Genomic DNA, 25250 nt, shown 5'->3' on the forward strand with positions numbered 1-25250 from the left:
CACACCATGAGCAGCACTGAAACCGCGGCCACGCGACGAACCTCCCCCCGTACCCGCTGGACGTCTACTGACATCGGCCTCATCGCGGTATTTGCGGCCCTGGTGGCCGCTTCCACCATGATCCCAGGCATTCCGGTTGGGGCCCTGGGTGTCCCGATCACACTGCAGACCCTTGCCGTCTTGTTGACCGGCCTTGTGCTCGGCAGCGGCCGGGCCTTTGCCGCCGTCGGGCTCTATACCCTGCTGGGTTTCGCCGGACTGCCGATCTTCAGCGGAGGCCGCAGCGGACTCGGCATCTTGGCGACACCATCAGCCGGCTACATCATCGCTTTCCCGCTGGCTGCCGCTGCTGCCGGCTGGCTCGCGGCCCGCGTGATTCGCAAGACCGTCAAGTACCGTGCAGTGCTCCTGTTCGCCGCAGCCATGGTCAGCACCATCGTCCTCATCCACGGCCTCGGCGTGCTTGGCTTCATGGTCAATGGCAAGTTCGACTTCGCCAAGGCATTCCTGGCCGATCTGCCTTACTACCCCGGCGATACCATCAAGAACGTCCTTGCCGCGATCATCGCCGTCGCCCTCCACAAGGCATTCCCGGACATCCTGGTCCGCCGCGTCAAATAGAGCGGGAACAACCAGTACATGAACACCATCATTCTGAGCGAAGTCTCCGTGCGTGTGGCCGTCGATGGCAGCGCCTCGCCCAAGACCTTGCTGCAGGACATCTCGTTGGAACTTACCGAGCAGAGGATCGCTGTCATTGGCGCCAATGGCTCGGGAAAATCCACCTTGCTGCGCTTGCTCAACGGGTTGGTGGCTCCGAGCGAAGGTGCTGTGACCGTCAACGGCGCCGACAGCACGGGAGACGTTCGCCACGTCCGAAGCCAAGTGGGTTTCGTCTTCACCGATCCTTTGTCGCAGCTTGTCATGCCGACGGGCCGGGAAGATGTTGAACTGTCATTGCGGCGTTCCATCAAGAACTCCAAGGAGCGCGCGGCCCGGGCCGAAGCTGTCCTGGACCGGTTCGGCCTCCTGAAGCTCGCCGATCAGAGCATCTACGAACTCTCTGGCGGAGAACGGCAGCTGCTGGCCCTCGCCGCCGTCCTCGCGGTGAATCCCGTTGTCTTGGTTCTCGATGAGCCATCAACGCTGCTGGACCTCCGTAATCGGGAGTTGCTCCGGCGCACGCTTGCGGGCCTCGAGCAGCAAATCATCATGTCCACCCACGATCTCGACCTCGCGCTGGAAGCGGAGCGCGCCCTGGTGGTGGACGGCGGACGGATAGTATTCGACGGCGGAGCAGCCGACGCCGTCGAACACTACCGCGCGCTGTGCACCGAGGCGGTCGCGCCAGCGGAACCCGAATCCCTCCACGGCAAGGTGCGGGCGACGTGACGGGCCGCGGGATCCTGATCCCCAACTATGTGCGGGGTGAGTCGATCGTCCACCGTACGCCGCTGTGGCTGAAGTTCCTGCTGGTCGCGGGCTGCGGCTTGGCATCGTTCCTGATTGTCGACTGGCTCGTCTCTGCGGTGGTCCTGGCCGTGATGTGCGGGCTCTTCCTCTTGAGCGGTGCGGGGTTCAAACGGCTCCTGCATTCCGTGTGGCTTGTGACGCCCATCCTTCTTGTTATCGGCGCCTTCCAATGGTGGCAGTTGGGCGGCCCTGTCGCTGCGCGGATCGTCCTCAATGTGCTCGTCTGCGTCGTCGCGGCGTCCGTACTCACGGCCACGACTCCGGTGCAGGCGTTGCTGGACGGAGTAGTGGCACTGTCCAAGCCGTTCAAGCGTTTCGGGGCAGACCCGGAGCGCTTTGCGCTGACCATAGCCATCATGCTGCGCAGCCTTCCGTTCATCGCCGGCGCATTCTCCGATGTCCGTGACTCGGCCCGCGCGCGGGGGCTGGAACGCAATCCCCGCGCCCTGGTCCTTCCCGTGTTCATCACCACGGTGGCTTATGCGCGGCAGACCGGCGATGCCCTGGCGGCACGCGGCCTGGGCGACGCGGAGGTCTAGTCGCCCTGCAGAAGGGCGTACCGGAACGCCGCCGCCGTACCCATTCCACCCGCAATGCTGATCATCGCCAGCGCCAAGCTCTCCCCGCCTGGCCGCTCTTCGGCAATCCTGCGGGCTTGCGTCAGAAGTCGCGTGACCAAAACGGCCCCGGACGCACCATAGCCGTGCCCCAGAGCCAGGGCCCCGCCGTCGAGGTTCGCGCGCTCCGAATCCACTCCTAGAGCATCAAGGCAGGCGAGGGTCTGTGAGGCAAATGCCTCGTTGAATTCCACCAGGTCGAGTTTCTCCGGCTCAATCTCAAGCCCCGCCAGCAATCGTTTGGCCGCTACCGAAGCCCCGATACCCAGCAGTTCCGGGTCCACCCCTGCGGTATCGCACCCCAGCACGAGCAGGCCGTCGGCGGCGCCAAGTTGCCGGGCCCGCTGCAGTGAAGTGATCACGACGGCGGAGGCCGCGTCAGCGTCGAAGCACGAGTTTCCGGCCGTTACAGTGCCGCCCGGTACGAACGCAGCCGGAAAGCGCGCCATGAGTCCGGCCCTCAGTGATGCCCGGGGGCCGTCGTCGACTTGGACTACGGCACCCCCCGCTTCCAAGGGAACAATTTCCGGGACGAACGCGCCGGCTACGCTGGCCGCGAAGGCGCGCTGATGGCTGCGCAAGGCGAAATCGTCCTGCCGCTCGCGGCTGATGCCACACTCCCGCGCCACGTTCTCGGCAGCCACGCCCATATCCGGGTCCCCGAACTCGGGCGGCACAAAAGTGGCGCGCGTGTAGAAGTCCGGCTCGCCGTCGGGATCCGGATTCTGCCTAGCGCGCAGTGGTGCGGTGCTGATGCTCTCCACTCCCCCGGCCAAATAGACTCCGTTGCCGCCGGCGGCCACGAGCCGCGACGCCAAGGCGATAGCATCGAGCCCGGAACCACACTGCCTGTCCACGGTCAGTCCGGGAACCTCCACCGGGAGTCCCGCTTGCAGGGCGGCGTAGCGGGCCAGGTTGCCGCCACCGCCTACCGCATTGCCGATCACGACGTCGCTAACGTCCGAGGCGGAAACACCCGTTGACGTCAGAAGTGAACGCAGGACCGGCGCCAGGAGATCCTCGGCCCGGAGCGACTTCAGTTGTCCGTTGGCACGGCAGACCGGCGTCCGCAAGGCGGCAATGATCACGGGCTGGCGGGAGGGACCCAGGCCCATGCCCGGTTCGCGGCTAAGCAAGGGGTTTTGCCCGGGCATCGTTGTTCTTGATCCAGTCCAGCAGGATCTGGCGGCTGACTTTTCCGCGGTCCGTCACGGGCAATTCGGACAGGGTGAAGTACTGCAGGGGCCGCTTGTCCCGGGCGAGCAAACCATCCAGCCCCGTCCTCACCTGCGTGGCCGTCACCGAGCCGTAGGCGGGGAGGATTCCTGCCACGACCCGCTGGCCACGAATGTCGTCGACCATTCCCGCAGCGACGGCTGCAGAAACTCCGGGGACACATGCCAACGCGAGTTCCACCTCGTGTGGATAGACGTTCTTCCCTGACGTGATGATCATGTCCGATCGACGGCCAAGGATATGCAGGACACCGGCATCCATGTAACCCTGGTCCCCCACCGTGTACCAACCGTCAAAGCAGCGCAGCGCCTGCCCGTCGTCGCCCCACAGGTATCCGTTGCTGACCATGCCACTGCGGACACAGATGTTGCCGTCGGCCCCTTCGGGCTGCTCCGCGCCGCCGTCGTCCAGGATCTTGAGTTCGACGCCGGGAAACGGTCCGCCGATGCCAGTGCCCCCGGCGTCGAGAAGCTCCCCTGCAGCAAGGCGCGTTCCGGAAACGAAACTGAGCTCCGAAGCGCCGTAATACTCGAAGATTGCCGCATTCGGCGCCCACCGTCTGGCGGCCTCCAACGTGCGGGCATCCAGCTTCGAGCCCGCGCAGATGATGCTGCGCACCCCCGATGCGTCCACACCTCCGGCGAGTCCGCGCTCGCTCAAGAGGCGCAGCATGGTGGGCGCCAAGACCAGTCGGGTAACGCCGTCGTGGCTGATAGCTGCGTGGGCATCGCCGACGTCGAAGGTCTCCAAGCTATGAAAGGCCGCCCCGGCATAGAGGCACTCGGACAGGGCGTAGAGGTTCAGGCTCGCGGCCAGTGGCCCGGGGGCCAGCGTCTTGTCCTCGGGAGTCAGCCCGAAGAATTCGATGGAGGCCTCAAACGAGACCTGCCACGAGCGCCGTGAACGGGTGAAGGCTTTGGGGACGGCCGTGGTTCCGGAGGTCAGGCCGATCAGGAACGTGGTGTCGGAATGGCCGTCTGCCAGCTCGTCGCCGTCGGCAAGCTCCCGGCCGGTAGCGGACGCTTGGGTGGGCCCGGCTTGCCCAATTCTCTGGGCAACCTCGTCGATCATGGTCTGCGGCCAGAGAGGGTCGAGCACGGCGCAGCACCGCTCGCCCGCCACGGCGGCCGCGTAAGCCACCACGAAGTCCAGGGAATTGGGCTCGGCGAGTACAGTCGTGTCGGCAGTCTCTTTCAGACGCAGGGTCGCGGCGTCTCGAAGGTCAGCCCAGTTGAGCCGTTTGCCGCCCACGACGACGGCGGCGTCGTCAGGGCGTTCATCGGCCCAGAGCTGAAGTTTGTCCAGAAAAGGCATCATTGAATGTTAGCCTCTGGCGTGCCGGCGGGCCCGTCTGTGACGTCTATTGTTGGGACTATGAGCTTCAACGACGGGACGGAACTGGATCCCAGCCAGGTGCAGGACCGACGCGGCGGCATGGGCCGGGGAACAAAGATCGGCGGCGGCATCGGCGGCGGGATCATCGTCCTTCTGGCCGCCTTGTTCGGCATCAACCCGAGCCTGCTGGAAGGTCTCACCGGCCAGCAGCAGCCCCCCGCTGTGAGTCAGGCTTCGGGCGGCACCCAGGAATGCCGCACGGGCGCGGACGCCGACAAACGCCTCGACTGCCGGATTACCGGTACCGTGAACAGCCTCAATGCCTTTTGGCCCGCCTATCTGGCCGACTACAAGGTGAAGTATCCGCAGCCAAAAACCGTGATCTTCAGCGGTGCCACGACCACCGGTTGCGGCCCGGCCTCCACCGAGGTTGGTCCGTTCTACTGCCCCGCAGACACCACGGCCTATTTCGATCCCGGGTTCTTCCAGGAACTCGTGGACCGCTTTGGCTCCTCCGGCGGTCCGCTCGCGCAGGAGTACGTGGTTGCCCACGAGTTCGGCCATCACATCCAGAACATCCTGGGGAACCTGGACAAGGCCCAGGAGGATCCCCAAGGTCCGAAATCCGGTGGCGTGCGGGTGGAGCTTCAGGCCGACTGCTTCGCGGGCCTCTGGGTCAAATACGCCGGTACCACCAAGGACCCGAAAACCGGGCAGCCCTTCCTCGATCCGCTGACAAAGCAGGACATCCAGGACGCCCTGTCCGCTGCCTCGTCGGTGGGAGATGACCGGATCCAGAAGGCGGCCACCGGGAGGGTTTCGCCCGAGTCCTGGACCCACGGTTCAAGCGCCCAGCGGCAAAAGTGGTTCTCGCAGGGTTACAACACCGGCGACATCAACAAGTGCGACACTTTCGGCGTGGCCCAGCCTTAAACGCACTCGACGAGAGTGCGACGGCGGCCGGTCACCTTCCAGGGAAGGTGACCGGCCGCCGTCGCACTCAAAGCAGGCGCTGGGGACTTAGATGTTGAATCCGAGGGCCCGCATCTGGTCTTTGCCGTCGTCGGTGATCCGCTCGGGACCCCATGGCGGCATCCATACCCAGTTGAGGCGCCAGTCGTCAACGATGCCGTCGAGAGATTGGCCGACCTGTTCTTCAAGGACATCCGTCAGGGGACAAGCTGCGGTGGTCAACGTCATGTCGATGAGCAGCGCGCCGTCCTCCTCCGAGTACTTCAGACCGTAGAGCAGCCCAAGGTCCACCACGTTGACACCGAGTTCCGGGTCAATGACATCCTTGAGCGCCTCCTCGACGTCCTCGAGGCTGGTGCGAGCCGCGTTGATTTCGGTCATGGCGGGAGTCCTAACTAGGCCTGTGCTGCTGCGGCAGCGGCAATGGTGGCTGCGCCGGCGCCCGTGGCGTAACGGTCGTAGCCTTCTTCTTCGAGACGGTCGGCCAACTCGGGGCCGCCCTCTTCGACAACCTGGCCATCAACAAACACGTGGACGAAGTCCGGCTTGATGTAGCGCAGGATCCGGGTGTAGTGGGTGATGAGCAAGGTACCCATGTTTCCCGTGGCGTGGGCGCGGTTGACGCCCTCGGAGACGACCTTGAGCGCGTCGACGTCCAGGCCGGAGTCGGTCTCGTCAAGCACGGCGAACTTCGGCTTGAAGAGTTCGAGCTGGAGGATCTCCACGCGCTTCTTCTCGCCGCCGGAGAAGCCTTCGTTGACGTTGCGCTGTGCGAAGTCGGCGTCGATGCGCAGCAGCTGCATGGCCGCCTTGACGTCCTTGGTCCAGGTGCGGAGGGCAGGTGCTTCGCCATCGATTGCCGTTTTGGCGGTGCGCAGGAAGTTGGTCATGGTGACACCCGGAACCTCTACGGGGTACTGCATGGCCAGGAAGACGCCTGCACGGGCACGCTGGTCAACGCTCATGGCCAATACGTCTTCGCCGTCGAGCGTGATGGTGCCCCTCGTGACGTTGTAACGCGGGTGGCCGGCAATGGTAGACGCCAGGGTGGACTTGCCCGAACCGTTGGGGCCCATGATTGCGTGGGTCTCGCCGGTCTTGATGGTCAGGCTGACGCCCTTCAGGATCTCTTTGGTGCCCTGCTCCGTCTCGATGCTGACGTGCAGGTCCTTGATCTCAAGAGTAGACATGCTCTTCTTTCTTTCGTAAGTCTTTAGGCACTTGGCGCTCAGTAGTTCTGTACTGAGGCGCCGTTCACAACGTTGGTCACGTCCACATAGACGTCGTCACCGTCGAGGGTGACGGCGAAGACGGGGACGGGGTCATAGGCAGGGAGCTGCAAGGGCTGTCCGGTGCGGAGATCGAACTGGGAGCCGTGGCCCCAGCATTCGATCGCGCAGCCTTCGATTTCACCCTCGGCCAGCGAAATGTCCGCATGCGAGCAAGTGTCGCCGATGGCGTGGATCTCGCCCATCGAGTCCTTGACGATGGCCACGGGGTAGTCATCGATCAGGATGCGCAGCGCCTGCTTGACCTGGATATCGTTGGCGTTGCATACCAGTTCGCCTTGTGGCTGATCGCTCATAATCTGTTTTCCCTGCTTGGCTTGTATTAGTTGTCGCTCGCGGCGAGCTCACGCTCAACAGCGTCGGTGAGGCGCTCTTCGAGGGCCGGTACCTTGATCTGCTGGATGATCTCGTTGAGGAAGCCACGGACCACCAAACGGCGGGCGACGTCTTCCGGGATGCCGCGTGCCATGAGGTAGAACAAGTGTTCGTCATCGAAACGACCGGTGGCGCTGGCGTGGCCGGCACCCTCGATCAGGCCGGTTTCGATCTCGAGGTTCGGCACGGAATCCGCGCGTGCACCGTCCGTGAGGACCAGGTTGCGGTTGGCCTCGTAAGAGTCGGTGCCTTCTGCTTCCTTGCGGATCAGGACGTCTCCCACCCACACCGTGTGTGCGTTGCGGCCCTGCAGGGCACCCTTGTACAGCACCCGGGACTTGCAGTTGGCTACGGCGTGGTCAACGAAAAGCCGCTGTTCGAGGTGCTGCCCGGCGTCGGCGAAGTACAAGCCGAACATCTCGACGTCGGCGCCCGGCGCTGTGAAGCGGGTGGACGGCGTCACTCGGACAACGTCGCCGCCGAGGCTGACAACGATGTGCTTGAACTTCGCATCGCGGCCGATCTTGGCCTGCTGCGAGGAGGCATGCACGGCGTCGTCGTTCCATTCCTGGAGCGAAATTACCGTGAGCTCCGCGCCGTCCTCCACGAGGATTTCAACGTTCTCGGACACGACAGCGCTGCCCTGGTGGTCAAGAACGACCACAGCCTTGGAGAATCGCTCCGCCACGATCACGATGTGCTGGGCGGAAGCTTCAGTGGAGGTGCCGGTCAGCAGGACGGACACTTCGCCGTCGAGCTGGAGCTCGGCCGGCACCGTGATGACAGTGGCCTCGGTGAAGTTCTCCCAAGCGTTGGCGGACACGCGGTCCTCCGGGATGGCGGCCAAACCGATGCGGCGGTCTTCCCGGCCTACGGTTTCGACGACGACGCCATCCGGAGCCGTAACAGCCACAGACGGTGCCGAACCGGAGAGGACCTCGTTGTGAAGACCGCGAAGCCGCTTGAGCGGGGTGAACCGCCAGTCTTCTTCCAGGCCGGTGAGGGGCTTGAAGTCAGCCAGCTTGTACGAGGTCAGTCGACCTGCACGCGAGCTGTCCGGAATTCCAACCCCGCCACCGTGGGAGTGGCTCTTCGCCGAGGCTCCGGCAAGCGGACCGGCCGACGGCGCCTGTTCCGACGTCGTGGAGGTGTTGGTTCCAGTGTTGACCGGCGAGAGATTCTCGCCCTCCTCGGTGAAGCCGTTGATAAATGGCTGTGCCGACGGCGCGCCGATGCGGGCCTTTTCAGTAGTGATTTCAGTCATTGCTAACCGACGGATCCTTCCATCTGCAGTTCAATCAGGCGGTTGAGTTCAAGGGCGTATTCCATGGGCAACTCACGGGCAATCGGCTCAATGAAGCCGCGCACGATCATGGCCATGGCCTCGTCCTCGGGCATACCGCGTGACATCAGATAGAAGAGTTGCTCCTCACTGACTCGGGAAACGGTGGCCTCGTGACCCATCACCACGTCATCCTCGCGGATGTCGATATAGGGATAGGTGTCGGAACGGGAAATGGTGTCAACCAACAAAGCGTCGCAACGCACGGTGTTGGCGGAGTGCTTGGCGCCTTCGCGGACCTGGACCAGGCCGCGGTACGCTGCACGTCCGCCGCCGCGGGCCACGGACTTGGAGATGATGGAGCTCTTGGTGTTCGGCGCGATGTGGACCATCTTGGAACCGGTGTCCTGGTGCTGGCCTTCGCCGGCGAACGCGATGGACAGCGTCTCACCCTTGGCGTGCTCGCCGACCAGGTACACAGCCGGATACTTCATGGTCACCTTGGAGCCGATGTTGCCATCGATCCATTCCATGGTGGCGCCTTCTTCGCAGATGGCGCGCTTGGTGACCAGGTTGTACACGTTGGTGGACCAGTTCTGGATGGTCGTGTAACGGACGCGGGCGCCCTTCTTCACGATGATTTCCACCACGGCGGAGTGCAGCGAGTCCGACGTGTAGATCGGAGCGGTGCAGCCTTCGATGTAGTGGACGTAGGAGTCCTCGTCCGCGATGATCAGGGTGCGCTCGAATTGACCCATGTTCTCGGTGTTGATGCGGAAGTAGGCCTGCAGCGGGATGTCTACGTGGACGCCCTTGGGGACGTACACGAAGGAACCGCCGGACCACACGGCCGTGTTCAGCGACGCGAACTTGTTGTCGCCCACCGGAATGATGGTGCCGAAGTACTCCTGGAAGATCTCCGGGTGCTCGCGGAGCGCGGTGTCGGTGTCCAGGAAGATAACGCCCTGCGCTTCCAGGTCCTCGCGGATCTGGTGGTACACCACCTCGGACTCGTACTGCGCGGCCACGCCGGACACGAGGCGGCTGCGCTCAGCTTCCGGGATACCCAGCTTCTCGTAGGTGTTGCGGATGTCCTCGGGGAGGTCTTCCCACGTGGCAGCCTGCTTCTCCGTGGAGCGCACGAAGTACTTGATGTTGTCGAAGTCGATGCCCGAGAGGTCCGCACCCCAGGTGGGCATGGGCTTGCGGTCGAAGTACTTCAAGCCCTTCAGGCGCAGATCCAGCATCCATTGCGGCTCGCTCTTCTTAGCCGAAATGTCGCGGACTACCTCTTCGTTGAGACCACGGCGTGCGTTGGCGCCGACGTCGTTCTTGTCAGCCCATCCGTACTCGTAGTTGCCAATACCGTGCAGCTCGGGATTCTTCTCCAGAATCTCCGAGATCACAGCACCGTCAGCTAGCGCTTTCTCTGCTGTTCCTTCAGCTAATTGACCCGTCATCACGGCCTTTCTTACTGATTGTTGGATTCGACATGGGGCGTGGCCCGCAGCTTGGGAAACCCGAGGGCCTCCTTTGCGGCTGGCCTGCCGGTAGGAATGTGGGTTGTGCAGACGTGTCCGCCCTGCGCGAGGGTGGAGAGCCTGCGGACGTCGACGCCGACCAAACGCGAAAACAGTTCGGTCTCTGTGTCGCAAAAAACGGGAAATTCAGCGGCGAGTTGCTGGATGGGGCAGTGTCCCTGGCACAGCTGGACACTGGAGAGAGAAGCCGGCAAGGGTGCCTTGGTCTCAACCGAGGCAGCTGATGCAACGTAGCCGTCCCGGCTTAGTGCCCTGGACAGCGCCAAAGCACGCGCTGCGATATCGGATCCTGCCCGGTCTACTTCGGGTGCATAGCGCTGCTCCATCTCGGCAAAGCGCTCTACTGCATAGTCCCTGACAGCTTGTTCGCCCGCAAGGTCCCGCAGGCGCCGTAACGCGGAACTGGCGATATTAAGGTAGTCATCTCCGAGCTTCGACTGGCCCTGGGAGCTGAGGACATAGCGACGGGCGGGACGGCCCGCGCCGGCCCCTGCCTTCGCGACGCGTTTCACCTCGATCACCCCGGCGCGCTGAAGATGGTCCAAGTGTCGGCGGACGGCCGCGGGGGTGAAACCCAACATGTCGCCGAGTTCGGCCGCGCTGACGGGGCCATGCTCCAACACTGCGTTGAGAACACGGTCTCTGGTGCGGTCTTCCGCATCAGCCACACCTGCGGCGGTGTCGCCGGGCATAGGCATGACTGTGCCGTGTCGCATTGCGGGCACAGAAACAGAACTCCTCATGGAATACACAACACAATCATGTCGTAATTTAGTCCATGCATCCAGTAAGGCAAGGCTGGCCTGCAAGACCCCACCCACCGCACCCCTACTACTTCACGTAGAATACTCTGGTGCGATCCCCCGAATCCCCTGTCCTTATCATCGACGGACTCATCAAGGACGTCGGCCCGCTGGCTTCCCTTGACGGCAAGATGCTCCGGGTGGTCAGCGGCCTGTCAATGTTTGCAGAACGCGGTCAGATCACTGCGTTGCTGGGCGCCAATGGCGCAGGAAAAACCACCACCCTCGAATGCGCCCAAGGACTTCAAAAGCGCACCGGCGGCCGCATCGAACTCCTTGGCGAGGACCCGGACACTGCCGGAGCGAACCTTCGTTCACGCGTCGGCGTGATGCTGCAGGACGGGGGCCTGCCGCCGTCGGCCCGTCCCATCCCCTTGCTCCGGCACATTGCCGGCATGTATCAAAGCCCCCTTCCCTTGGACGGTCTCATAGAACGGCTGGGCATCGACACCTTCAGCCGCACCGGCGTCCGCCGCTTGTCCGGAGGGCAGAAGCAACGGCTGTCTCTTGCAGCGGCCCTGATCGGCAATCCCGAAGTCCTGTTCCTCGACGAGCCCAGTGCGGGCCTGGATCCCCAGTCCCGCCAAATCGTCTTTGAACTCATCGCCGAACTGCGGGATGCGGGCATGGGCATCATCCTCACCACACACCTCATGGACGATGCCCAGAGGCTTGCGGACTACGTCTACATCATCGACGCCGGACGCAACGTCGCGGAGGGCACCGTCGCCGATTTGCTGAGCCACGGCCACGAAACCATGGACGGGGTCACCGAACGCACCCTTTTCTTTGATGCGCCTGCTGGCCTCGACATTGCCGCGGCCATCGGTGACGATCTGACCATCACGGAAAGCCGGGCGGGCAGTTACGCGATCGCGGGAACCCTGACCCCGCAACATCTGGCGAAACTCACGGCTTGGTGGGCGGAAAAGGGCATCATGCCGGCGTCTCTTCGCTTGGAGGCACGCAGTTTGGAAGACGTTTTTCTGGACATTTCCGGAAGGGACATCCGATGACCAGCCCATCCCCCGTGCTCAGCACCCCGCACGCCGGACCCGCCCCCTTACTACGCAGGATCCTGCTCCAAGGGCGCTATGAAACCTTGACGATGATCCGGAACGGCGAACAGCTGATCCTCGCGGTGATACTGCCGCTCCTCGCATTGGTGGGGCTTACGGTCACGCCGCTCCTCGATGGGCTCGGCGGTAGCCGCGTGGACATCGCGGTACCCGGGATTCTGGCCCTGTGTGCCATGTCCACGGCATTCACCGGCCAGGGCATCGCCACCGGCTTCGATCGTCGCTACGGTGTGCTCCGTTTCCTCTCCACCACTCCCCTGGGCCGGACCGGCCTCATTGCCGGAAAGATCCTGGCGGTGCTGGCAGTTCTGGTCCTCCAGGTGCTGGTAGTCGGCGCCGTTGCTGCATTGCTCGGTTGGCAGCCACGGCCAGAAGGATGGCTTCCCGGCTTGGGCCTTCTGGTCCTCGGCGCTGCCGCCTTCACGGCTCTCGGACTCCTGGTTGCCGGCACGGTGCGGCCGGAGGCAACGCTCGCCATTACGAACTTGCTCTGGATTCTGTTGGGAGCGCTCGGGGGAATCGTGGTTCCGGCCGAGCGCCTGCCGGTCCTGGCCCAGAACATCGTGCATTTCCTGCCGTCGGGCGCCCTAGGGCAGTCGCTCCGGGACGCTTTCCTGCATGGCGACGTTTCCTTGCCCTACGTCCTTGTCCTGCTGTTGTGGACGGTTGTCCCCGGGGCGGCAGCGGTCCGCTGGTTCAAGTGGAACTAGGCGTTGTGGAACCGAACCCTCAGCCTGAATTGAGATCCGAGAATTGAGAAATCTGTGAGCACGGCTTCCCGCCTCCCGAAATCCATCCAGCAGTTGGCCGCCAAACTGCCCACCGAAGTCGACAGCACCATTCGCAAGCTAGCGGCCCTGTCCCTGATCGGCCAGACGGTCCTGGTGGTTACCGGAGGCGCGGTCCGGCTGACATCCTCCGGTCTCGGCTGCCCAACATGGCCGCGCTGTACCAGCAGTTCCCTCGTCAATACTCCGGAGATGGGCATCCACGGCTTCATCGAATTCGGCAACCGGATGCTGACGTTCGCCCTGGCGGCCGTCGCCGTCCTGATGCTGGTGTACTTGTGGAATCTCCGCAAGGAGCGTCGAGACCTTTTCCTCCTGGCTTTGGGCCTGCTCGCCAGCATTCCGGCACAGGCCATCATCGGCGGCATCACCGTACTGTCCAATCTGAACCCTTGGGTCGTCGGACTGCACTTCCTCGTTTCGATGGCCCTCGTCGTCTTCTCCACGCTCCTGGTCAACCGCGCCTACGGCCGGACCGGCGGTTTCATGATCCGTCCACTGGCCGCGATTCCCGGAACAATGAGCCCCGTCATGACCGCCGTCGCCCTCTTCTCCGCGGTTGCCGTGTGCCTCGGTGTCGTGGTGACTGGCGCCGGCCCCCACGCGGGCGACGCCAACGCCCCTCGCAATGATCTCGACTGGGACCTCTTCTCCCACATCCACGCCGTGCCTGCGTACCTCATCACGGCGGGAGCCCTGTTCGCCGTCTACTTCGTGTTGCGCAAGGGACTCACCGGCCCGTTCCGCACGGCAACGTTCCTGCTGCTTGGCGTCACCGTTCTTCAGGCAATCATCGGTTTCACGCAGTACTACAACGGAATTCCCGCCCTCCTGGTCGGAGCGCACATGTTGGGTGCCGCCCTCCTGATGAGTGCCGCCACGAACGCGGCGGATGTGGCGCGGTTCAGCCCCAAGCTCTGACCCCGGGGCGGTTGCTCGCCTCGCAGCCCAGCCAAAAGGAAGACCCTATTTCACATCATGATGTGAAATAGGGTCTTCCTTTTGCCGCAAAAGCTGCAGGAGGGTTTCGGCTTTTACCCCTAAACGTGAGCGGGCGTTTGGGGAAAAGGCGCCATAGGTGAGCGAGCGTCCTTCGACGGCGGCGACTGCGACCGGGGACGTCAGCCGCCGATGATCGGGGAACCGATGAACGGGTCCACGGCGAGGGCAATGAAGAGCAGGGTCAGGTAGCTAATGGAGCCGTGGAAGACCTTCATGGCTCCCTTGTTCGAAACGTCGCCGCCCTGTGCCCGGCTATAGAGGGCGTGGGATTCATACAGGAACCAGGCACCCGCGAGGACGGCGGCAATGGTGTACACCCAGCCCGCGCGGCCGACAGGCACCAAAAGCAGCGAGCAGGCAACCATGGCCCACGCGTAGAGAACCACCTGGACGGACACCACCTTGGCGCCGGCGATGGCGCCCAGCATGGGAACGTTGGCGTTCCGGTAGTCCTCGCCGTAGCGCATGGACAGCGGCCAGTAGTGCGGCGGAGTCCAAAGGAAGATCACCATGAAGAGCACGACGGCGGGCCATTCGACCGTGTTCGTCACCGCGGCCCAGGCGATAAGCACCGGAAAGCACCCCGCAGCTCCGCCCCACACGATGTTCTGCGCCGTCCGGCGCTTGAGGATCATTGTGTAGATGACAACGTAGAAAACAATCGCACCAAGGCCAAGCCATGCCGAAAGCGGGTTGGCCCCGAACCACAGGATGGCGATCGAGGCAGCCCCAAGGATCCACGCGAAGACAAGCGCTTCGCGTGGAGTGACTTCGCCCGTTACAAGGGGCCGCTTTTCCGTGCGCTGCATCAGCTTGTCGATGTCACGGTCGATGTAACAGTTGAAGACGCCCGCACTGCCGGCCGCGAATGCGCCACCCACCAGCGTGGCGAGAATCAACCCGATGGAGGGGAAGCCGCGCTCGGCGAAGATCATGGTGGGCAGGGTGCTGACCAGCAGCAACTCGATCACGCGGGGTTTTGTCAGTGCCAGATACGCCTTGAACTTACGGGACATTCCACGCTTCCCCGCAGCCGGGGAAGCGTTGAGGGGCGTATCTGTTGTGCTCACGTTGGCAGTCACTCTGTTCTTTGCTCTGGTGTTCTCGCAGCGGCGGCGCCAGTCCATCCGGGCACCTCAAAAACCGGGGCGCAGGGCGAAGCGTGGATTCAATGCGTGCTTTGGACCCCGCTTTGGATGAAAGGCGCACTCGCCGCTGGTGGCCTCCAGATATCATACCGTGGCCTGTCCGACGCCACGGCACCGGCGAACTTTCCTTTGTTTCCGAAAGTTCACCGGCACTTTGACGTCGCGGTGATTCATAAAACGGAATTTGCGTCCATTTTTTGAGATTCCCACCATTTGGGGCCCGGAACCGGGCTAAGCTGTCTGCAGATCAGCTCACGCAGGTTTCCGAGAAAGCGTATTCTCAGATTTGCATGTCTGGATGATAGATCAACGTTTCAATGGTGAACGGCTGGTAGACACTTCGCAGCGGGCGCCATCCTGTGCCCGAGGCTTGCCATGTCCCAACACCCGCCGTCAGCACAGAGAGGGGCTCGGTTTACGTGCCACATTTGGAAGAGCAAGAACTGACTTGGACCAGCCTGGACCAGCGCGCCGTGGACACCGTCCGCGTTTTGGCCGCTGACGCCGTCGAGAAGGTCGGCAACGGTCACCCGGGCACGGCCATGAGCCTTGCACCCGCCGCATACCTTCTCTTCCAGAAGCTGATGCGCCACGACCCGAAGCACCCTGACTGGATCGGCCGCGACCGTTTCGTCCTGTCCCCCGGGCACACATCACTGACCCTGTACATCCAGCTGTTCCTTTCCGGCTACGGCCTGGAGCTGAAGGACCTCGAGGCCCTCCGCACCTGGGGATCACTGACCCCTGGCCACCCGGAATACAAGCACACCGCCGGCGTCGAGATCACCACGGGCCCGCTGGGCCAGGGACTCGCGTCGTCGGTTGGTTTCGCTTACTCGCAGCGCCGCCAACGTGGCCTGTTCGACGCTGACGCGGCCGCGGGCACCAGCCCGTTCGACCACACCATCTGGGTCATTGCGTCCGACGGCGACCTCCAGGAAGGCGTCACCTCGGAGGCTTCCTCCCTGGCCGGCCACCAGGAACTGGGCAACCTCGTGGTCATCTACGACGAGAACCACATCTCCATCGAAGACGACACCGACATCGCCTTCACCGAAGACGTACTCAAGCGCTACGAAGCCTACGGCTGGCACACCCAGCGTGTGGACTGGACCAAGACCGGCGAATACGTCGAAGACGTCCAGGAGCTCTACTCCGCGCTGCTCGCAGCGAAGGCCGAGACCACCAAGCCCTCCATCATTTCGCTGCGCACCATCATCGGCTACCCGGCCCCCAAGAAGCAGAACACCGGCAAGATCCACGGGTCCGCACTCGGTGGCGAGGAAGTAGCAGCACTCAAGGAAATCCTGGGCTTCGACCCCGAGCGTTCCTTCCAGGTTGACGATGACGTTCTGGCACACGCCCGAGCCGTCGTCGAACGCGGCGCAGCCGTCCGCAACGACTGGCAGGGATCCTTCGAGGCATGGCAGACCGCCAACCCGGAGAAGGCCGCACTGCTTGAGCGCATCGAGGCCAAGAAGCTTCCTGTCGAGCTCGACGCCGCGCTGCCGGTGTTCGAGGCAGGCAAGGAAGTTTCCACCCGCGCGGCTTCCGGGAAGGTCCTCAACGCCATCGGCCCGGTTCTTCCGGAACTGTGGGGTGGTTCCGCCGACCTCGCCGAGTCCAACAACACCACGATCGAAGGTTCGCCGTCGTTCATTCCTGCCTCACGCTCCACCGGCGCGTGGAAGGGAAACCCGTACGGCCGGGTGCTGCACTTCGGTATCCGTGAGCACGCCGCCGCGTCGATCGTGAACGGAATCTCGTTGCACGGCCGGACCCGGGCCTTCTCCGGTACGTTCCTGATCTTCAGTGACTACCAGCGTCCCGCGATCCGCCTTGGCGCCCTCATGGGTGTTCCGTCGCTGTACGTCTGGACCCACGACTCCATCGGCCTGGGCGAAGACGGCCCCACCCACCAGCCGGTGGAGCAGCTGTCCACCCTGCGTGCGATCCCGGGCCTGGATGTTGTCCGTCCGGGTGACGCCAACGAGGTTGCCGCAGCATGGAAGACCATGCTCGAGAACCACGAGAACCCTGCAGGCATCGTGCTGACCCGCCAGAACATCCCGACCTACGCACGCGGCGAAGGCGTTGCCGAGGGTGACACCTTCGGCTCCACCGCAGGCGTCGCGAAGGGCGGCTACGTCCTGGCAGAGGCTTCGAAGGACGGCGCCACCGTCCCGGCCGAGGTCGTCCTGATCGGCACCGGTTCCGAAGTCCAGCTCGCCGTGAACGCCCGCGAAGCGCTCCAGGCCGAGGGCATCGCCACCCGCGTTGTCTCCATGCCGTGCGTCGAGTGGTTCAACAAGCAGGACGCCGCGTACCGCGAGTCCGTACTTCCGTCCGCCGTCAAGGCCCGTGTCTCGGTCGAAGCCGGCCTGGCACTGGGCTGGAAGGAATTCGTCGGCGACGCCGGCCGTTCCATCAGCCTTGAGCACTTCGGCGCCTCGGCAGACTACAAGCGCCTCTTCAAGGAGTTCGGCATCACGGCAGAAGCAGTCGCCGCCGCCGCCAAGGACTCCCTCGCGGGTCTCGGTAGCTGAAACGCGCCTGAGACGAATTCGACTGCAACGAATAGATTTTCAAGGAGATAAAAGAAAATGACTACGACTCCCACCCAGCAGCTCTCCGACGCCGGTGTGTCCATCTGGCTTGATGACCTTTCCCGGGAACGCCTGTCCAGCGGCAGCCTGCAGAAGCTCATCGACGAGAAGAACGTCGTCGGTGTCACCACCAACCCGTCGATCTTCCACGCCGCCATCACGTCCGGCAGCGACTACGACGCCGTGATTGCAGAGGAAGCCGCCAAGGGCGCCACGGTTGAAGAGACCGTCTTCGAAATCACCACCACCGACGTCGCAGATGCCTGCGACCTCTTCGCCCCGGTTGCCGCAGCGAGCAAGGGCGTGGACGGCCGCGTCTCCATCGAGGTGGACCCACGCCTGGCGTGGGACACCGAAGGCACCATCGCCGAGGCCAAGCACCTCTACAAGAAGGTCAACAAGGACAACGTCCACATCAAGATCCCGGCGACCCTTGAAGGCCTCGCAGCCATCACGGCAACCCTGGCCGAAGGCATCAGTGTCAACGTGACCCTGATCTTCTCCCTGGAGCGCTACCGCGCTGTCATCAACGCGTTCCAGTCCGGCCTTGAGCTGGCCAAGGAAAACGGCCACGACCTCTCCACGATCCATTCCGTGGCGTCCTTCTTCGTTTCCCGCGTGGACTCCGAGATCGACAAGCGCCTCAATGCCCTGGGCACCGATGAAGCCAAGGCCCTCAAGGGCAAGGCAGGCGTTGCGAACGCCCGCCTGGCCTACCAGGTCTACGAAGAGCTGTTCTCCACCGAGCGTTGGGCAGTCCTGGCCGAGGCCGGCGCGCTGCCGCAGCGTCCGCTGTGGGCCTCCACCGGGGTCAAGGACCCGGCATACCCGGACACCCTGTACGTGACCGAGCTGGTCGCCGCCGGCGTGGTCAACACCATGCCGGAAAAGACCCTCGACGCCACGTTCGACCACGGCGTGGTCACCGGTGACACCGTCTCCGGCACCTACGAGGAAGCAAACAGCGTCCTCAACGCGCTGGAGGGCCTGGGCATCTCCTACAACGACGTCGTCGCAATCCTCGAATCCGAAGGCCTGGACAAGTTTGTCGCCAGCTGGAAGGAACTTCTGGCCGACGTCGAAGGCGCCCTCGCCTCTGCACGGAAGGCTTCCTAACCCACATGAGCACTCTCAGCTACGACGCCAACGGTGCTGCGCAGCAGGCCATCGAACTGCACATCCCGGCACTTGTCGAAGACCGGATTGCCACCAGGATTTTCGCGAAGGACCACACCTTGTGGGGTCCCGATGCAGAGTCCGAATCCGCCATCCGTCTCGGATGGGTGGAGGCGGCAACCGTTTCCCAGCCTTTGGTCGAGGGAATCCTGGAGCTCCGGGATGCCCTCCGGGCCGAAGGCGTCTCCCGCATTGTCCTGTGTGGCATGGGCGGCTCTTCGCTTGCCCCCGAGGTCATTGCCGGCACCGCTGGCGTCGAGCTGACCGTGCTGGACAGCACGGACCCCGAACAGGTCGGCGCTGCCCTCGCGGACCGCCTCGCCGAGACCGCCATCGTGGTCTCCTCCAAGTCGGGTTCCACCGTGGAGACCGACTCCCAGCGACGGGTATTCGAGCAGGCCTTTACCGAGGCCGGCATCGATGCCAAGAGCCGCATCATCATCGTGACCGATCCCGGTTCCCCGCTGGACAAGGCCTCCCGTGAAGCCGGCTACCGTGCCGTCTTCAACGCCGACCCGAACGTCGGCGGCCGCTTTTCGGCGCTGACGGCTTTCGGCTTGGTCCCCAGCGGCCTTGCCGGAGTAGACATCCAGGCATTCCTGGATGAGGCCGAGGAAGCAGCGGAGATCCTCAACGATGACTCACCTGAAAACATCGGGCTCCGGCTTGGTGTTGCGCTTGGCGGAACCACCCCACTGCGCAACAAGGTTGTCATCGTCGAAGACGGTTCCGGTATTGTCGGCTTCGCCGATTGGGCCGAACAGCTCATCGCCGAGTCCACAGGGAAGCTCGGCACCGGCGTTTTGCCGGTTGTGGCAGGTCCGTCCGCACCCGAGGTCAGCGGCGGCGCGGAGGACGTCCTGGTGATCCGCCTCGTCGGCGCGGACTCCGACGTCGAACTCGGCGAAAACGAAGCCGCCATCGCTGGTGGCCTGGCCACCCAGATGTTCGTTTGGGAGTTTGCCACCGCCGTCGCAGGGCGCCTGTTGGGCATCAACCCCTTTGACCAGCCCGACGTCGAGGCGGCCAAGATTGCCGCACGTGGCCTCCTTGACGCACGTCCTGAGCCGACGCCCGCGAACTTCGTGGACGGCGCAATCGAGGTCCGGGGAGGCGCGTGGCTCGGCGACGCGGCAACGGCCGTCGATGCCGTCAAGGCCCTCCTCGCTGAACTCGGCACGGATGGCTACTTGAGCGTCCAGGCGTACTTCGACCGGATCGCGTTCGCGCAGTTGGAAGGCATCCGTGACGAACTCGCAGGTGTCAGCGGCAGGCCTGTGACTTTTGGCTGGGGACCGCGCTTCCTGCACTCCACCGGACAGTTCCACAAGGGCGGACCGGCCATCGGTTCGTTCCTGCAGATTACCGCTTCCGCGACCGGCGACATCGCCATCCCGGAACGCCCGTTCACCTTCGGTCAGCTGATTGCGGCCCAGGCGGCCGGCGATGCCCAGGTTCTGGAGAACCACGGCCGTCCGGTCCTGCGGCTGCACCTCACGGATCGTGGAGCCGGAGTTGCCCAGCTCCAGGAAATCGTCGCCGCACTGGCCGGCCAGGCCAGCGCGCTCGAAAGCTAAGGCACAAACCCAAACATGCCAGAAACTGAAAACGGTTACCGGTCCACCGGAAAGGCAAGCCACCGCAATCCCCTTCGGGATCCCCGCGACCGGCGCCTGAACCGCATCGCAGGGCCCTCGTCGCTGGTGTTCTTCGGAGTCACCGGTGACCTCGCCCGCAAGAAACTCATGCCGGCGGTCTATGACCTCGCCAACCGCGGGCTGTTGCCGCCGAGCTTCGCGCTCGTCGGCTTCGGCCGGCGCGACTGGAGTAATGAGGACTTCGCCAGCGAGGTCAAGGAGAACGTCAAGGCGCACTCCCGTACCCCGTTCGACGACGCCGTCTGGAACCAGTTGTCCGAGGGCATCCGCTTCGTCCAGGGAGAGTTCGACGACGACCAGGCGTTCAAGCGCCTCAGCGCCACGCTCGATGAACTCGACGAGACCCGCGGAACCCGCGGCAATCACGGTTTCTACCTGTCCATTCCGCCCAAGGCCTTCGAGCAGGTCTGCCGCCAGCTGTCCAAGCACGGGCTGGCGCAGGCCGGCGATGGCCAGTGGCGACGTGTGGTCATTGAGAAGCCCTTTGGCCACGACCTTGAGTCCGCGCGAAAGCTCAACGACATCGTCGAGTCCGTCTTCCCGCAGGACGCCGTCTTCCGCATCGACCACTACCTCGGCAAGGAAACGGTCCAGAACATCCTGGCCCTGCGCTTCGCCAACCAGCTGTTCGAACCCCTCTGGAACGCCAACTACGTTGACCACGTCCAGATCACGATGGCCGAGGACATCGGGACCGGCGGTCGCGCCGGATATTACGACGGCGTCGGAGCAGCCCGCGATGTCATCCAGAACCACCTCCTGCAACTGCTCGCCCTAACGGCCATGGAGGAGCCCATTTCCTTCAACGCCGATGACCTGCGTGCCGAGAAGGAAAAGGTTCTGGCAGCGGTCAAACTCCCCGACGATTTGTCCACCCACTCTGCCCGCGGCCAATTTGCCGGCGGTTGGCAGGGCGGCGAGCTGGTGCAGGGCTACCTTGAGGAAGAGGGCATCCCGGCCGATTCCAAGACGGAAACCTACGCGGCCATTCGCCTGGACATCCACACCCGCCGTTGGAGCGGCGTACCGTTCTACCTCCGGGCCGGCAAACGGCTGGGCCGCCGCGTCACGGAAATTGCGGTGGTGTTCAAACGGGCGCCCAACCTGCTCTTCCGCGGCCACGGGGAGGACGACTTCGGCCAAAACGCGGTGGTCATCCGGGTGCAGCCTGATGAAGGCGCCACCATCCGTTTCGGATCCAAGGTTCCCGGCACGCAGATGGAAGTCCGCGACGTCACCATGGACTTCGGATACGGGCACTCGTTCACCGAGTCCAGCCCGGAGGCCTACGAACGCCTCATCCTGGACGTGCTGCTGGGAGAACCTCCGCTCTTCCCCCGGCACCAGGAAGTCGAAGAGTCCTGGAAGATCCTGGACCCCTTCGAAGAATACTGGGCCGGACTCGACGAACAGCCCGAACCCTACGCTCCCGGCAGCTGGGGTCCGGCCTCGGCCGATGAGCTGCTTGCCCGCGACGGACGAACCTGGAGAAGGCCATGATCGTAGATCTTCCCGACACCACCACCTCCAAGATCTCCAAGAAGATCACCTCTCTGCGCGAACAGGGAGGCGTGATCGCCCTCGGACGCGTCCTGACCCTCGTGGTGGTCACCAAGTCGGGTCTCGAGGAAGAAGCCATTGAGGCGGCCAACGAGGCCAGCCGCGAACACCCCTGCCGCATCATCGTGCTTGCGGACGCCGGCAGCGAGGCTCCAAACCGCCTCGACGCCCAGATCCGGGTGGGCGGTGACGCCGGAGCATCCGAGGTGATCGTGCTGCGTGGCTACGGTGAGCTCGCCAAGGAAAGCGAATCCCTCGTCGCGGCACTGCTCCTGCCCGATGCGCCGATCGTGGCCTGGTGGCCGCACGGAGCACCCGAGAATGCGTGCGAGACCTCCATCGGGCGTATCGCGCACCGCCGCATCACGGATTCCGCCAACGAGCCCGACCCCGCGGCGGCCCTGTCCCGGATCCGGAAAACGTACCGGGCAGGCGACACCGATCTCGCTTGGACACGCCTGACCAATTGGCGCCTGCAGCTCGCGGCGGCCCTGGACCAGGTGGACGAATCACCCGTCACGGCAATCGCCGTCGAAGGCGCTTCAGACTCCCCCAGCACACTTTTGCTGGCCGCCTGGCTCACATTGTTCCTCGACGCACCGGTCCAGATTGTCGCGGACCCGGCAGGAACCGGCATCCGCAGGGTACGGCTGAGCCGCGCCACCGGCGACGTCCAGCTGGTCCGTCCAGGCCTCACCATCGCGGAACTGACCCAACCTGGCCAACCCGCCCAGCGGATTTCACTGCCACGGCGCAGCCTGCGGGATTGCCTCGCCGAAGAACTGCGTCGCCTTGATCCGGACGATGTCTTCGGAGAAGTGATTACTATGGGACTGCCCCGAACCAATAGCAAGGAGTGACCGTCCCAGTGAGCGCTGACCCCAGAGTAAGCATCCATCCCAACTCCGCCGTCCTTATGGCCGCGATTGCAGCAAGGCTTATCACCAAGCTGGTGGACGTGCAGGACAAGCACGGCGAAGCCACGGTGGTCCTCACCGGCGGAACGGTGGGCATCGGCACCCTGAAAGCAGTTGCCGACTCACCCGCGGCGCCCGCAGTCGACTGGTCCCGCGTGAACTTCTGGTGGGGTGACGAGCGATTCGTTGGCAAAGACAGCACAGACCGCAACACTGTACAAGCCCGTAGGGCCCTTCTCTCCAGCCTGCCGGTGGATCCCGACCGCGTGCACGAACCGGGTTCGTCGGACGATTTCGCCACCGCAGACGACGCCGCAGCAGACTACGCGGCCCGGCTCAAGGCCGCAGCGGAGGCAGAGCACGCCGCAGATACTTCGGACCACCGGCCGGATGAGGCCAGCGAGCTGCCGCGTTTCGACATCCTGCTGCTGGGCGTGGGCCCGGATGCGCACGTTGCCTCGCTCTTCCCTGAACAAGCGGGTATCCGTGTCCAGGACCGCACAGTGGTGGGTGTCGAGAACTCCCCCAAGCCGCCGCCGTCGCGGATCTCACTGACCCTGCCCGCCATTAACTCCGCCCAGGAGATCTGGATGGTAGTGGCAGGCGAAGACAAGGCCGGGGCCGTGGGCCTGGCCCTCGCAGGCGCCAACCCGGTCCAGGTTCCCGCCTCCGGCCCTCTTGGCCGGTCGAGGACGCTGTGGCTCATCGACGAAAATGCAGCCTCACGCGTCCCCCAGCAGCTCATCCGGAAGGATCCTGCGGGCGCGTAGCCGCTTCAGCGCTCCAGCCAGGACAATCTCCGCTTCCTGGCTGGAGCGTCTTTCTTTAACGTAGTCCAGGTGGCTCTTGAAGATTTCTTCGTCCGCCCGCTCCATCGTCGCCTCGCCTTGTTCGCGGACGGCGACCAGGCCACACTTCGGGCAGTCCCACCGGACCGGAATTTGATCTTCCGGGAGCTTAACGAAAACAAGCCGCGTCTCATGTCCCTTGGCGCACCAATAGGGAACACGAATACGCGGCAAGCTTTCGCCAACTATGGAGTCGGGTTGGTTTCTCGGGGCCGATCCGGCTGTTACACCGGCCCGTGTGCCTCGGAATCCTGAAGAACCATGAACCATCGTCGATCCCTTGAGAGTTCGGCTGCATGGCGGTGTGGGCCATGCAGACTAGTCTAGTGCGGTGAACCAGACGGCGGCAGGGTTCCGGGCAGTTTGCTCCACCCGGAACTCAACCCTGAGAGCTAGGAGTCTCCGCCGGAGGTGAAGCGCATGATGAGGCCAAGGCCGATGATTACGACGCCCCATGTGCAGCCCAGGACAACGGTGAAACGGTTGAGGTTTCGCTCTGCGACGCCCGAAGAGCTCAATCCCGAGCTCATGCCACCGCCAAACATATCGGACAACCCGCCGCCTCGGCCCTTATGCAGGAGTATGAGCAGCGTCAGCAGAAGACTGGTGATGCCCAGCAGGATCTGCAGAATGACTTGAAGAACGTCCACGACGGCCTTTCAGAAGAACGGAAAACGGGAGCGGAACCTTGAACGGACTAAGCCGCGCTGAGGTGGCTCTCGAACCTGACAATGTTAGCAAACTCAGCAGGGTCGAGGCTCGCTCCACCCACCAGGAGGCCGTCGACGTCGGAACCGGCCATGATCGCTGCTGCATTGTTGGCCTTCACCGAGCCACCGTAGAGGAGGCGGGTCTTGGCGGCGACCGAATCATCGAACAACGAAGCGAGCTCGGCACGGATCGCGGCGCACATTTCCTGTGCGTCTTCCGGACCAGCCACTTCGCCCGTGCCAATGGCCCAGACCGGTTCGTAGGCGACAACCAGGTCGCCGGCTTGCTCCGCTGAGAGCCCTTCGACGCCGGCACGCAACTGGGCAAGCGTGTGCTCGACGTGGGTGCCGGCCTGGCGGACCTCAAGGCCCTCCCCGACACACAGGACCGGCGTTACCCCGTGACGGAAGGCAGCTTTGACCTTCGCGTTGAGGACCTGGTCATCCTCGTTGTGGATGGTGCGGCGTTCGCTGTGGCCCACCAAAACGTATGCGCAACCCAGCTTGTTGAGGAACTGGCCGGAGATGTCGCCGGTGTACGCTCCGGAGTCGAACTGTGAGAGGTCCTGGCCGCCGTAAACGACGTCCAGTTCGTCGCCGTGGACGAGAGTCTGCACACCGCGGAGGTCGGTAAACGGCGGGAAGACCGAAACCTCCACCCGGCTGTAGTCGTGCTTGGCGTCAGAGAGGGTCCATGCCAGCTTCTGCAGCAAGGTGATGCCCTGGACGTGGTCCATGTTCATCTTCCAGTTGCCGGCAATGAAGGGCTTGCGGATGAAGTTTCCGTTGGCAGAAGTTGTCACGTGTGCTCCAAAGATGCGTTGAGATAGGGAAG

Annotated in this window: 25 protein-coding genes; 13 read left to right on the forward strand and 12 right to left on the reverse strand. The window is 63.8% G+C overall.

Going from position 1 to position 25250, the window contains the following annotated elements; genetic code table 11:
* The first annotated feature begins 6 nt into the window (after positions 1 to 6).
* Genes LFT43_RS11275 through LFT43_RS11285 form a run of 3 tightly spaced genes read left to right on the forward strand, consistent with a single transcriptional unit; the run spans position 7 to position 2012 of the window.
* Positions 7 to 621: a biotin transporter BioY gene (locus tag LFT43_RS11275; protein WP_395796812.1), complete on the forward strand. Its 615-nt coding sequence runs from the start codon at positions 7 to 9 to the stop codon at positions 619 to 621.
* Between the two features lie 18 nt (positions 622 to 639).
* Positions 640 to 1392 (forward strand): energy-coupling factor ABC transporter ATP-binding protein, encoded by a 753-nt coding sequence (locus LFT43_RS11280; RefSeq protein ID WP_395796814.1) that lies wholly within the window; start codon positions 640 to 642, stop codon positions 1390 to 1392.
* Positions 1389 to 2012 carry an energy-coupling factor transporter transmembrane component T family protein gene (locus LFT43_RS11285; protein WP_395796816.1) on the forward strand — a complete coding sequence of 208 codons (624 nt, stop codon included), beginning with the start codon at positions 1389 to 1391 and terminating at the stop codon, positions 2010 to 2012. Before LFT43_RS11280 ends, LFT43_RS11285 begins: the two co-directional genes overlap by 4 nt.
* Here the strand turns inward: LFT43_RS11285 and LFT43_RS11290 are convergent.
* A complete protein-coding gene (locus tag LFT43_RS11290; RefSeq protein ID WP_395796818.1) occupies positions 2009 to 3244 on the reverse strand; it encodes a thiolase family protein in 1236 nt (411 codons plus the stop codon). The genes LFT43_RS11285 and LFT43_RS11290 overlap by 4 nt on opposite strands.
* Positions 3219 to 4640 carry a class I adenylate-forming enzyme family protein gene (locus LFT43_RS11295; protein ID WP_395796820.1) on the reverse strand — a complete coding sequence of 474 codons (1422 nt, stop codon included), beginning with the start codon at positions 4638 to 4640 and terminating at the stop codon, positions 3219 to 3221. Before LFT43_RS11295 ends, LFT43_RS11290 begins: the two co-directional genes overlap by 26 nt.
* A 60-nt stretch (positions 4641 to 4700) precedes the next feature.
* Here LFT43_RS11295 and LFT43_RS11300 point away from each other — a divergent pair, with 60 nt between their 5' ends.
* Positions 4701 to 5594, forward strand: coding sequence for a neutral zinc metallopeptidase (locus LFT43_RS11300; protein WP_395796822.1), 894 nt, complete (start codon positions 4701 to 4703; stop codon positions 5592 to 5594).
* 87 nt (positions 5595 to 5681) lie between these two features.
* Here the strand turns inward: LFT43_RS11300 and LFT43_RS11305 are convergent, their stop codons facing one another.
* Genes LFT43_RS11305 through LFT43_RS11330 form a run of 6 tightly spaced genes read right to left on the reverse strand, consistent with a single transcriptional unit; the run spans position 5682 to position 10812 of the window.
* A complete protein-coding gene (locus tag LFT43_RS11305; protein ID WP_059389266.1) occupies positions 5682 to 6014 on the reverse strand; it encodes a metal-sulfur cluster assembly factor in 333 nt (110 codons plus the stop codon).
* Positions 6015 to 6028: 14 nt separating this feature from the next.
* Entirely contained in the window at positions 6029 to 6823 is a 795-nt protein-coding gene (sufC, locus tag LFT43_RS11310) for a Fe-S cluster assembly ATPase SufC (RefSeq protein ID WP_345451912.1), read from the reverse strand.
* Positions 6824 to 6861: 38 nt separating this feature from the next.
* A complete protein-coding gene (locus tag LFT43_RS11315) occupies positions 6862 to 7218 on the reverse strand; it encodes a non-heme iron oxygenase ferredoxin subunit (RefSeq protein ID WP_395796825.1) in 357 nt (118 codons plus the stop codon).
* 26 nt (positions 7219 to 7244) lie between these two features.
* On the reverse strand, positions 7245 to 8561 hold the full coding sequence (sufD, locus tag LFT43_RS11320; RefSeq protein WP_395796827.1) for a Fe-S cluster assembly protein SufD: 1317 nt from the start codon (positions 8559 to 8561) through the stop codon (positions 7245 to 7247).
* A gap of 2 nt (positions 8562 to 8563) precedes the next feature.
* Complete coding sequence (gene sufB / locus LFT43_RS11325; RefSeq protein ID WP_395796829.1) at positions 8564 to 10039, reverse strand: Fe-S cluster assembly protein SufB; 1476 nt, start codon at positions 10037 to 10039, stop codon at positions 8564 to 8566.
* A gap of 11 nt (positions 10040 to 10050) precedes the next feature.
* Entirely contained in the window at positions 10051 to 10812 is a 762-nt protein-coding gene (locus tag LFT43_RS11330; protein WP_395796831.1) for a helix-turn-helix transcriptional regulator, read from the reverse strand.
* Between the two features lie 161 nt (positions 10813 to 10973).
* Here LFT43_RS11330 and LFT43_RS11335 point away from each other — a divergent pair, with 161 nt between their 5' ends.
* Genes LFT43_RS11335 through LFT43_RS11345 form a run of 3 tightly spaced genes read left to right on the forward strand, consistent with a single transcriptional unit; the run spans position 10974 to position 13711 of the window.
* Positions 10974 to 11939 (forward strand): ABC transporter ATP-binding protein, encoded by a 966-nt coding sequence (locus LFT43_RS11335; protein ID WP_395796833.1) that lies wholly within the window; start codon positions 10974 to 10976, stop codon positions 11937 to 11939.
* A complete protein-coding gene (locus LFT43_RS11340; RefSeq protein WP_395796835.1) occupies positions 11936 to 12712 on the forward strand; it encodes an ABC transporter permease in 777 nt (258 codons plus the stop codon). Before LFT43_RS11335 ends, LFT43_RS11340 begins: the two co-directional genes overlap by 4 nt.
* Positions 12713 to 12766: 54 nt before the next feature.
* Entirely contained in the window at positions 12767 to 13711 is a 945-nt protein-coding gene (locus tag LFT43_RS11345) for a heme A synthase (RefSeq protein WP_395796837.1), read from the forward strand.
* 200 nt (positions 13712 to 13911) lie between these two features.
* On the opposite strand, the gene LFT43_RS11350 is transcribed toward LFT43_RS11345, so the two are convergent.
* Positions 13912 to 14874 carry a heme o synthase gene (locus LFT43_RS11350; RefSeq protein WP_395796839.1) on the reverse strand — a complete coding sequence of 321 codons (963 nt, stop codon included), beginning with the start codon at positions 14872 to 14874 and terminating at the stop codon, positions 13912 to 13914.
* Between the two features lie 494 nt (positions 14875 to 15368).
* Here LFT43_RS11350 and tkt point away from each other — a divergent pair, with 494 nt between their 5' ends.
* The 6 genes from tkt to pgl are packed head-to-tail and all read left to right on the forward strand — an operon-like array spanning position 15369 to position 23627.
* On the forward strand, positions 15369 to 17486 hold the full coding sequence (tkt, locus tag LFT43_RS11355) for a transketolase (RefSeq protein ID WP_395803022.1): 2118 nt from the start codon (positions 15369 to 15371) through the stop codon (positions 17484 to 17486).
* Positions 17487 to 17543: 57 nt separating this feature from the next.
* Positions 17544 to 18662, forward strand: a complete 1119-nt coding sequence (gene tal, locus LFT43_RS11360) for a transaldolase (protein ID WP_395796841.1) — start codon at positions 17544 to 17546, stop codon at positions 18660 to 18662.
* A 5-nt stretch (positions 18663 to 18667) separates the two neighbouring features.
* Positions 18668 to 20299, forward strand: a complete 1632-nt coding sequence (locus tag LFT43_RS11365) for a glucose-6-phosphate isomerase (protein ID WP_395796843.1) — start codon at positions 18668 to 18670, stop codon at positions 20297 to 20299.
* A 15-nt stretch (positions 20300 to 20314) separates the two neighbouring features.
* Positions 20315 to 21880 carry a glucose-6-phosphate dehydrogenase gene (zwf, locus tag LFT43_RS11370; RefSeq protein ID WP_395796845.1) on the forward strand — a complete coding sequence of 522 codons (1566 nt, stop codon included), beginning with the start codon at positions 20315 to 20317 and terminating at the stop codon, positions 21878 to 21880.
* Positions 21877 to 22800 carry a glucose-6-phosphate dehydrogenase assembly protein OpcA gene (locus LFT43_RS11375; protein ID WP_395796847.1) on the forward strand — a complete coding sequence of 308 codons (924 nt, stop codon included), beginning with the start codon at positions 21877 to 21879 and terminating at the stop codon, positions 22798 to 22800. The genes zwf and LFT43_RS11375 overlap by 4 nt, the downstream gene beginning before the upstream one ends.
* Before the next feature lie 8 nt (positions 22801 to 22808).
* The gene (pgl, locus tag LFT43_RS11380) at positions 22809 to 23627 is read left to right on the forward strand and encodes a 6-phosphogluconolactonase (protein WP_395796849.1); all 819 of its coding nucleotides are present in this window, start codon (positions 22809 to 22811) and stop codon (positions 23625 to 23627) included.
* Here the strand turns inward: pgl and LFT43_RS11385 are convergent.
* The 3 genes from LFT43_RS11385 to tpiA form a co-directional block, all read right to left on the reverse strand.
* Complete coding sequence (locus LFT43_RS11385; protein ID WP_395796851.1) at positions 23580 to 23975, reverse strand: RNA polymerase-binding protein RbpA; 396 nt, start codon at positions 23973 to 23975, stop codon at positions 23580 to 23582. The two genes, pgl and LFT43_RS11385, sit on opposite strands and share 48 nt — an antisense overlap.
* Positions 23976 to 24097: 122 nt before the next feature.
* Positions 24098 to 24355, reverse strand: coding sequence for a preprotein translocase subunit SecG (gene secG, locus LFT43_RS11390; protein WP_395796853.1), 258 nt, complete (start codon positions 24353 to 24355; stop codon positions 24098 to 24100).
* Positions 24356 to 24402: 47 nt separating this feature from the next.
* On the reverse strand, positions 24403 to 25218 hold the full coding sequence (gene tpiA / locus LFT43_RS11395; protein ID WP_395796855.1) for a triose-phosphate isomerase: 816 nt from the start codon (positions 25216 to 25218) through the stop codon (positions 24403 to 24405).
* Between the last annotated feature and the right edge of the window lie 32 nt (positions 25219 to 25250).

This window comes from Arthrobacter sp. FW306-04-A, from assembly GCF_044358315.1.
Taxonomy (GTDB): domain Bacteria; phylum Actinomycetota; class Actinomycetes; order Actinomycetales; family Micrococcaceae; genus Arthrobacter.

Coding starts and splice junctions, on each gene's coding strand:
- LFT43_RS11375 (WP_395796847.1), top strand. CDS start 21,877: ATGATCGTAGATCTTCCCGACACCACCACCTCCAAGATCTCCAAGAAG.
- LFT43_RS11300 (WP_395796822.1), top strand. CDS start 4,701: ATGAGCTTCAACGACGGGACGGAACTGGATCCCAGCCAGGTGCAGGAC.
- LFT43_RS11330 (WP_395796831.1), bottom strand. CDS start 10,812: ATGCCCGGCGACACCGCCGCAGGTGTGGCTGATGCGGAAGACCGCACC.
- LFT43_RS11315 (WP_395796825.1), bottom strand. CDS start 7,218: ATGAGCGATCAGCCACAAGGCGAACTGGTATGCAACGCCAACGATATC.
- LFT43_RS11385 (WP_395796851.1), bottom strand. CDS start 23,975: ATGGTTCATGGTTCTTCAGGATTCCGAGGCACACGGGCCGGTGTAACA.
- LFT43_RS11305 (WP_059389266.1), bottom strand. CDS start 6,014: ATGACCGAAATCAACGCGGCTCGCACCAGCCTCGAGGACGTCGAGGAG.
- LFT43_RS11340 (WP_395796835.1), top strand. CDS start 11,936: ATGACCAGCCCATCCCCCGTGCTCAGCACCCCGCACGCCGGACCCGCC.
- LFT43_RS11280 (WP_395796814.1), top strand. CDS start 640: ATGAACACCATCATTCTGAGCGAAGTCTCCGTGCGTGTGGCCGTCGAT.
- sufD (WP_395796827.1), bottom strand. CDS start 8,561: ATGACTGAAATCACTACTGAAAAGGCCCGCATCGGCGCGCCGTCGGCA.
- LFT43_RS11290 (WP_395796818.1), bottom strand. CDS start 3,244: ATGCCCGGGCAAAACCCCTTGCTTAGCCGCGAACCGGGCATGGGCCTG.
- LFT43_RS11275 (WP_395796812.1), top strand. CDS start 7: ATGAGCAGCACTGAAACCGCGGCCACGCGACGAACCTCCCCCCGTACC.
- LFT43_RS11295 (WP_395796820.1), bottom strand. CDS start 4,640: ATGCCTTTTCTGGACAAACTTCAGCTCTGGGCCGATGAACGCCCTGAC.
- tal (WP_395796841.1), top strand. CDS start 17,544: ATGACTACGACTCCCACCCAGCAGCTCTCCGACGCCGGTGTGTCCATC.
- sufC (WP_345451912.1), bottom strand. CDS start 6,823: ATGTCTACTCTTGAGATCAAGGACCTGCACGTCAGCATCGAGACGGAG.
- sufB (WP_395796829.1), bottom strand. CDS start 10,039: ATGACGGGTCAATTAGCTGAAGGAACAGCAGAGAAAGCGCTAGCTGAC.
- LFT43_RS11365 (WP_395796843.1), top strand. CDS start 18,668: ATGAGCACTCTCAGCTACGACGCCAACGGTGCTGCGCAGCAGGCCATC.
- zwf (WP_395796845.1), top strand. CDS start 20,315: ATGCCAGAAACTGAAAACGGTTACCGGTCCACCGGAAAGGCAAGCCAC.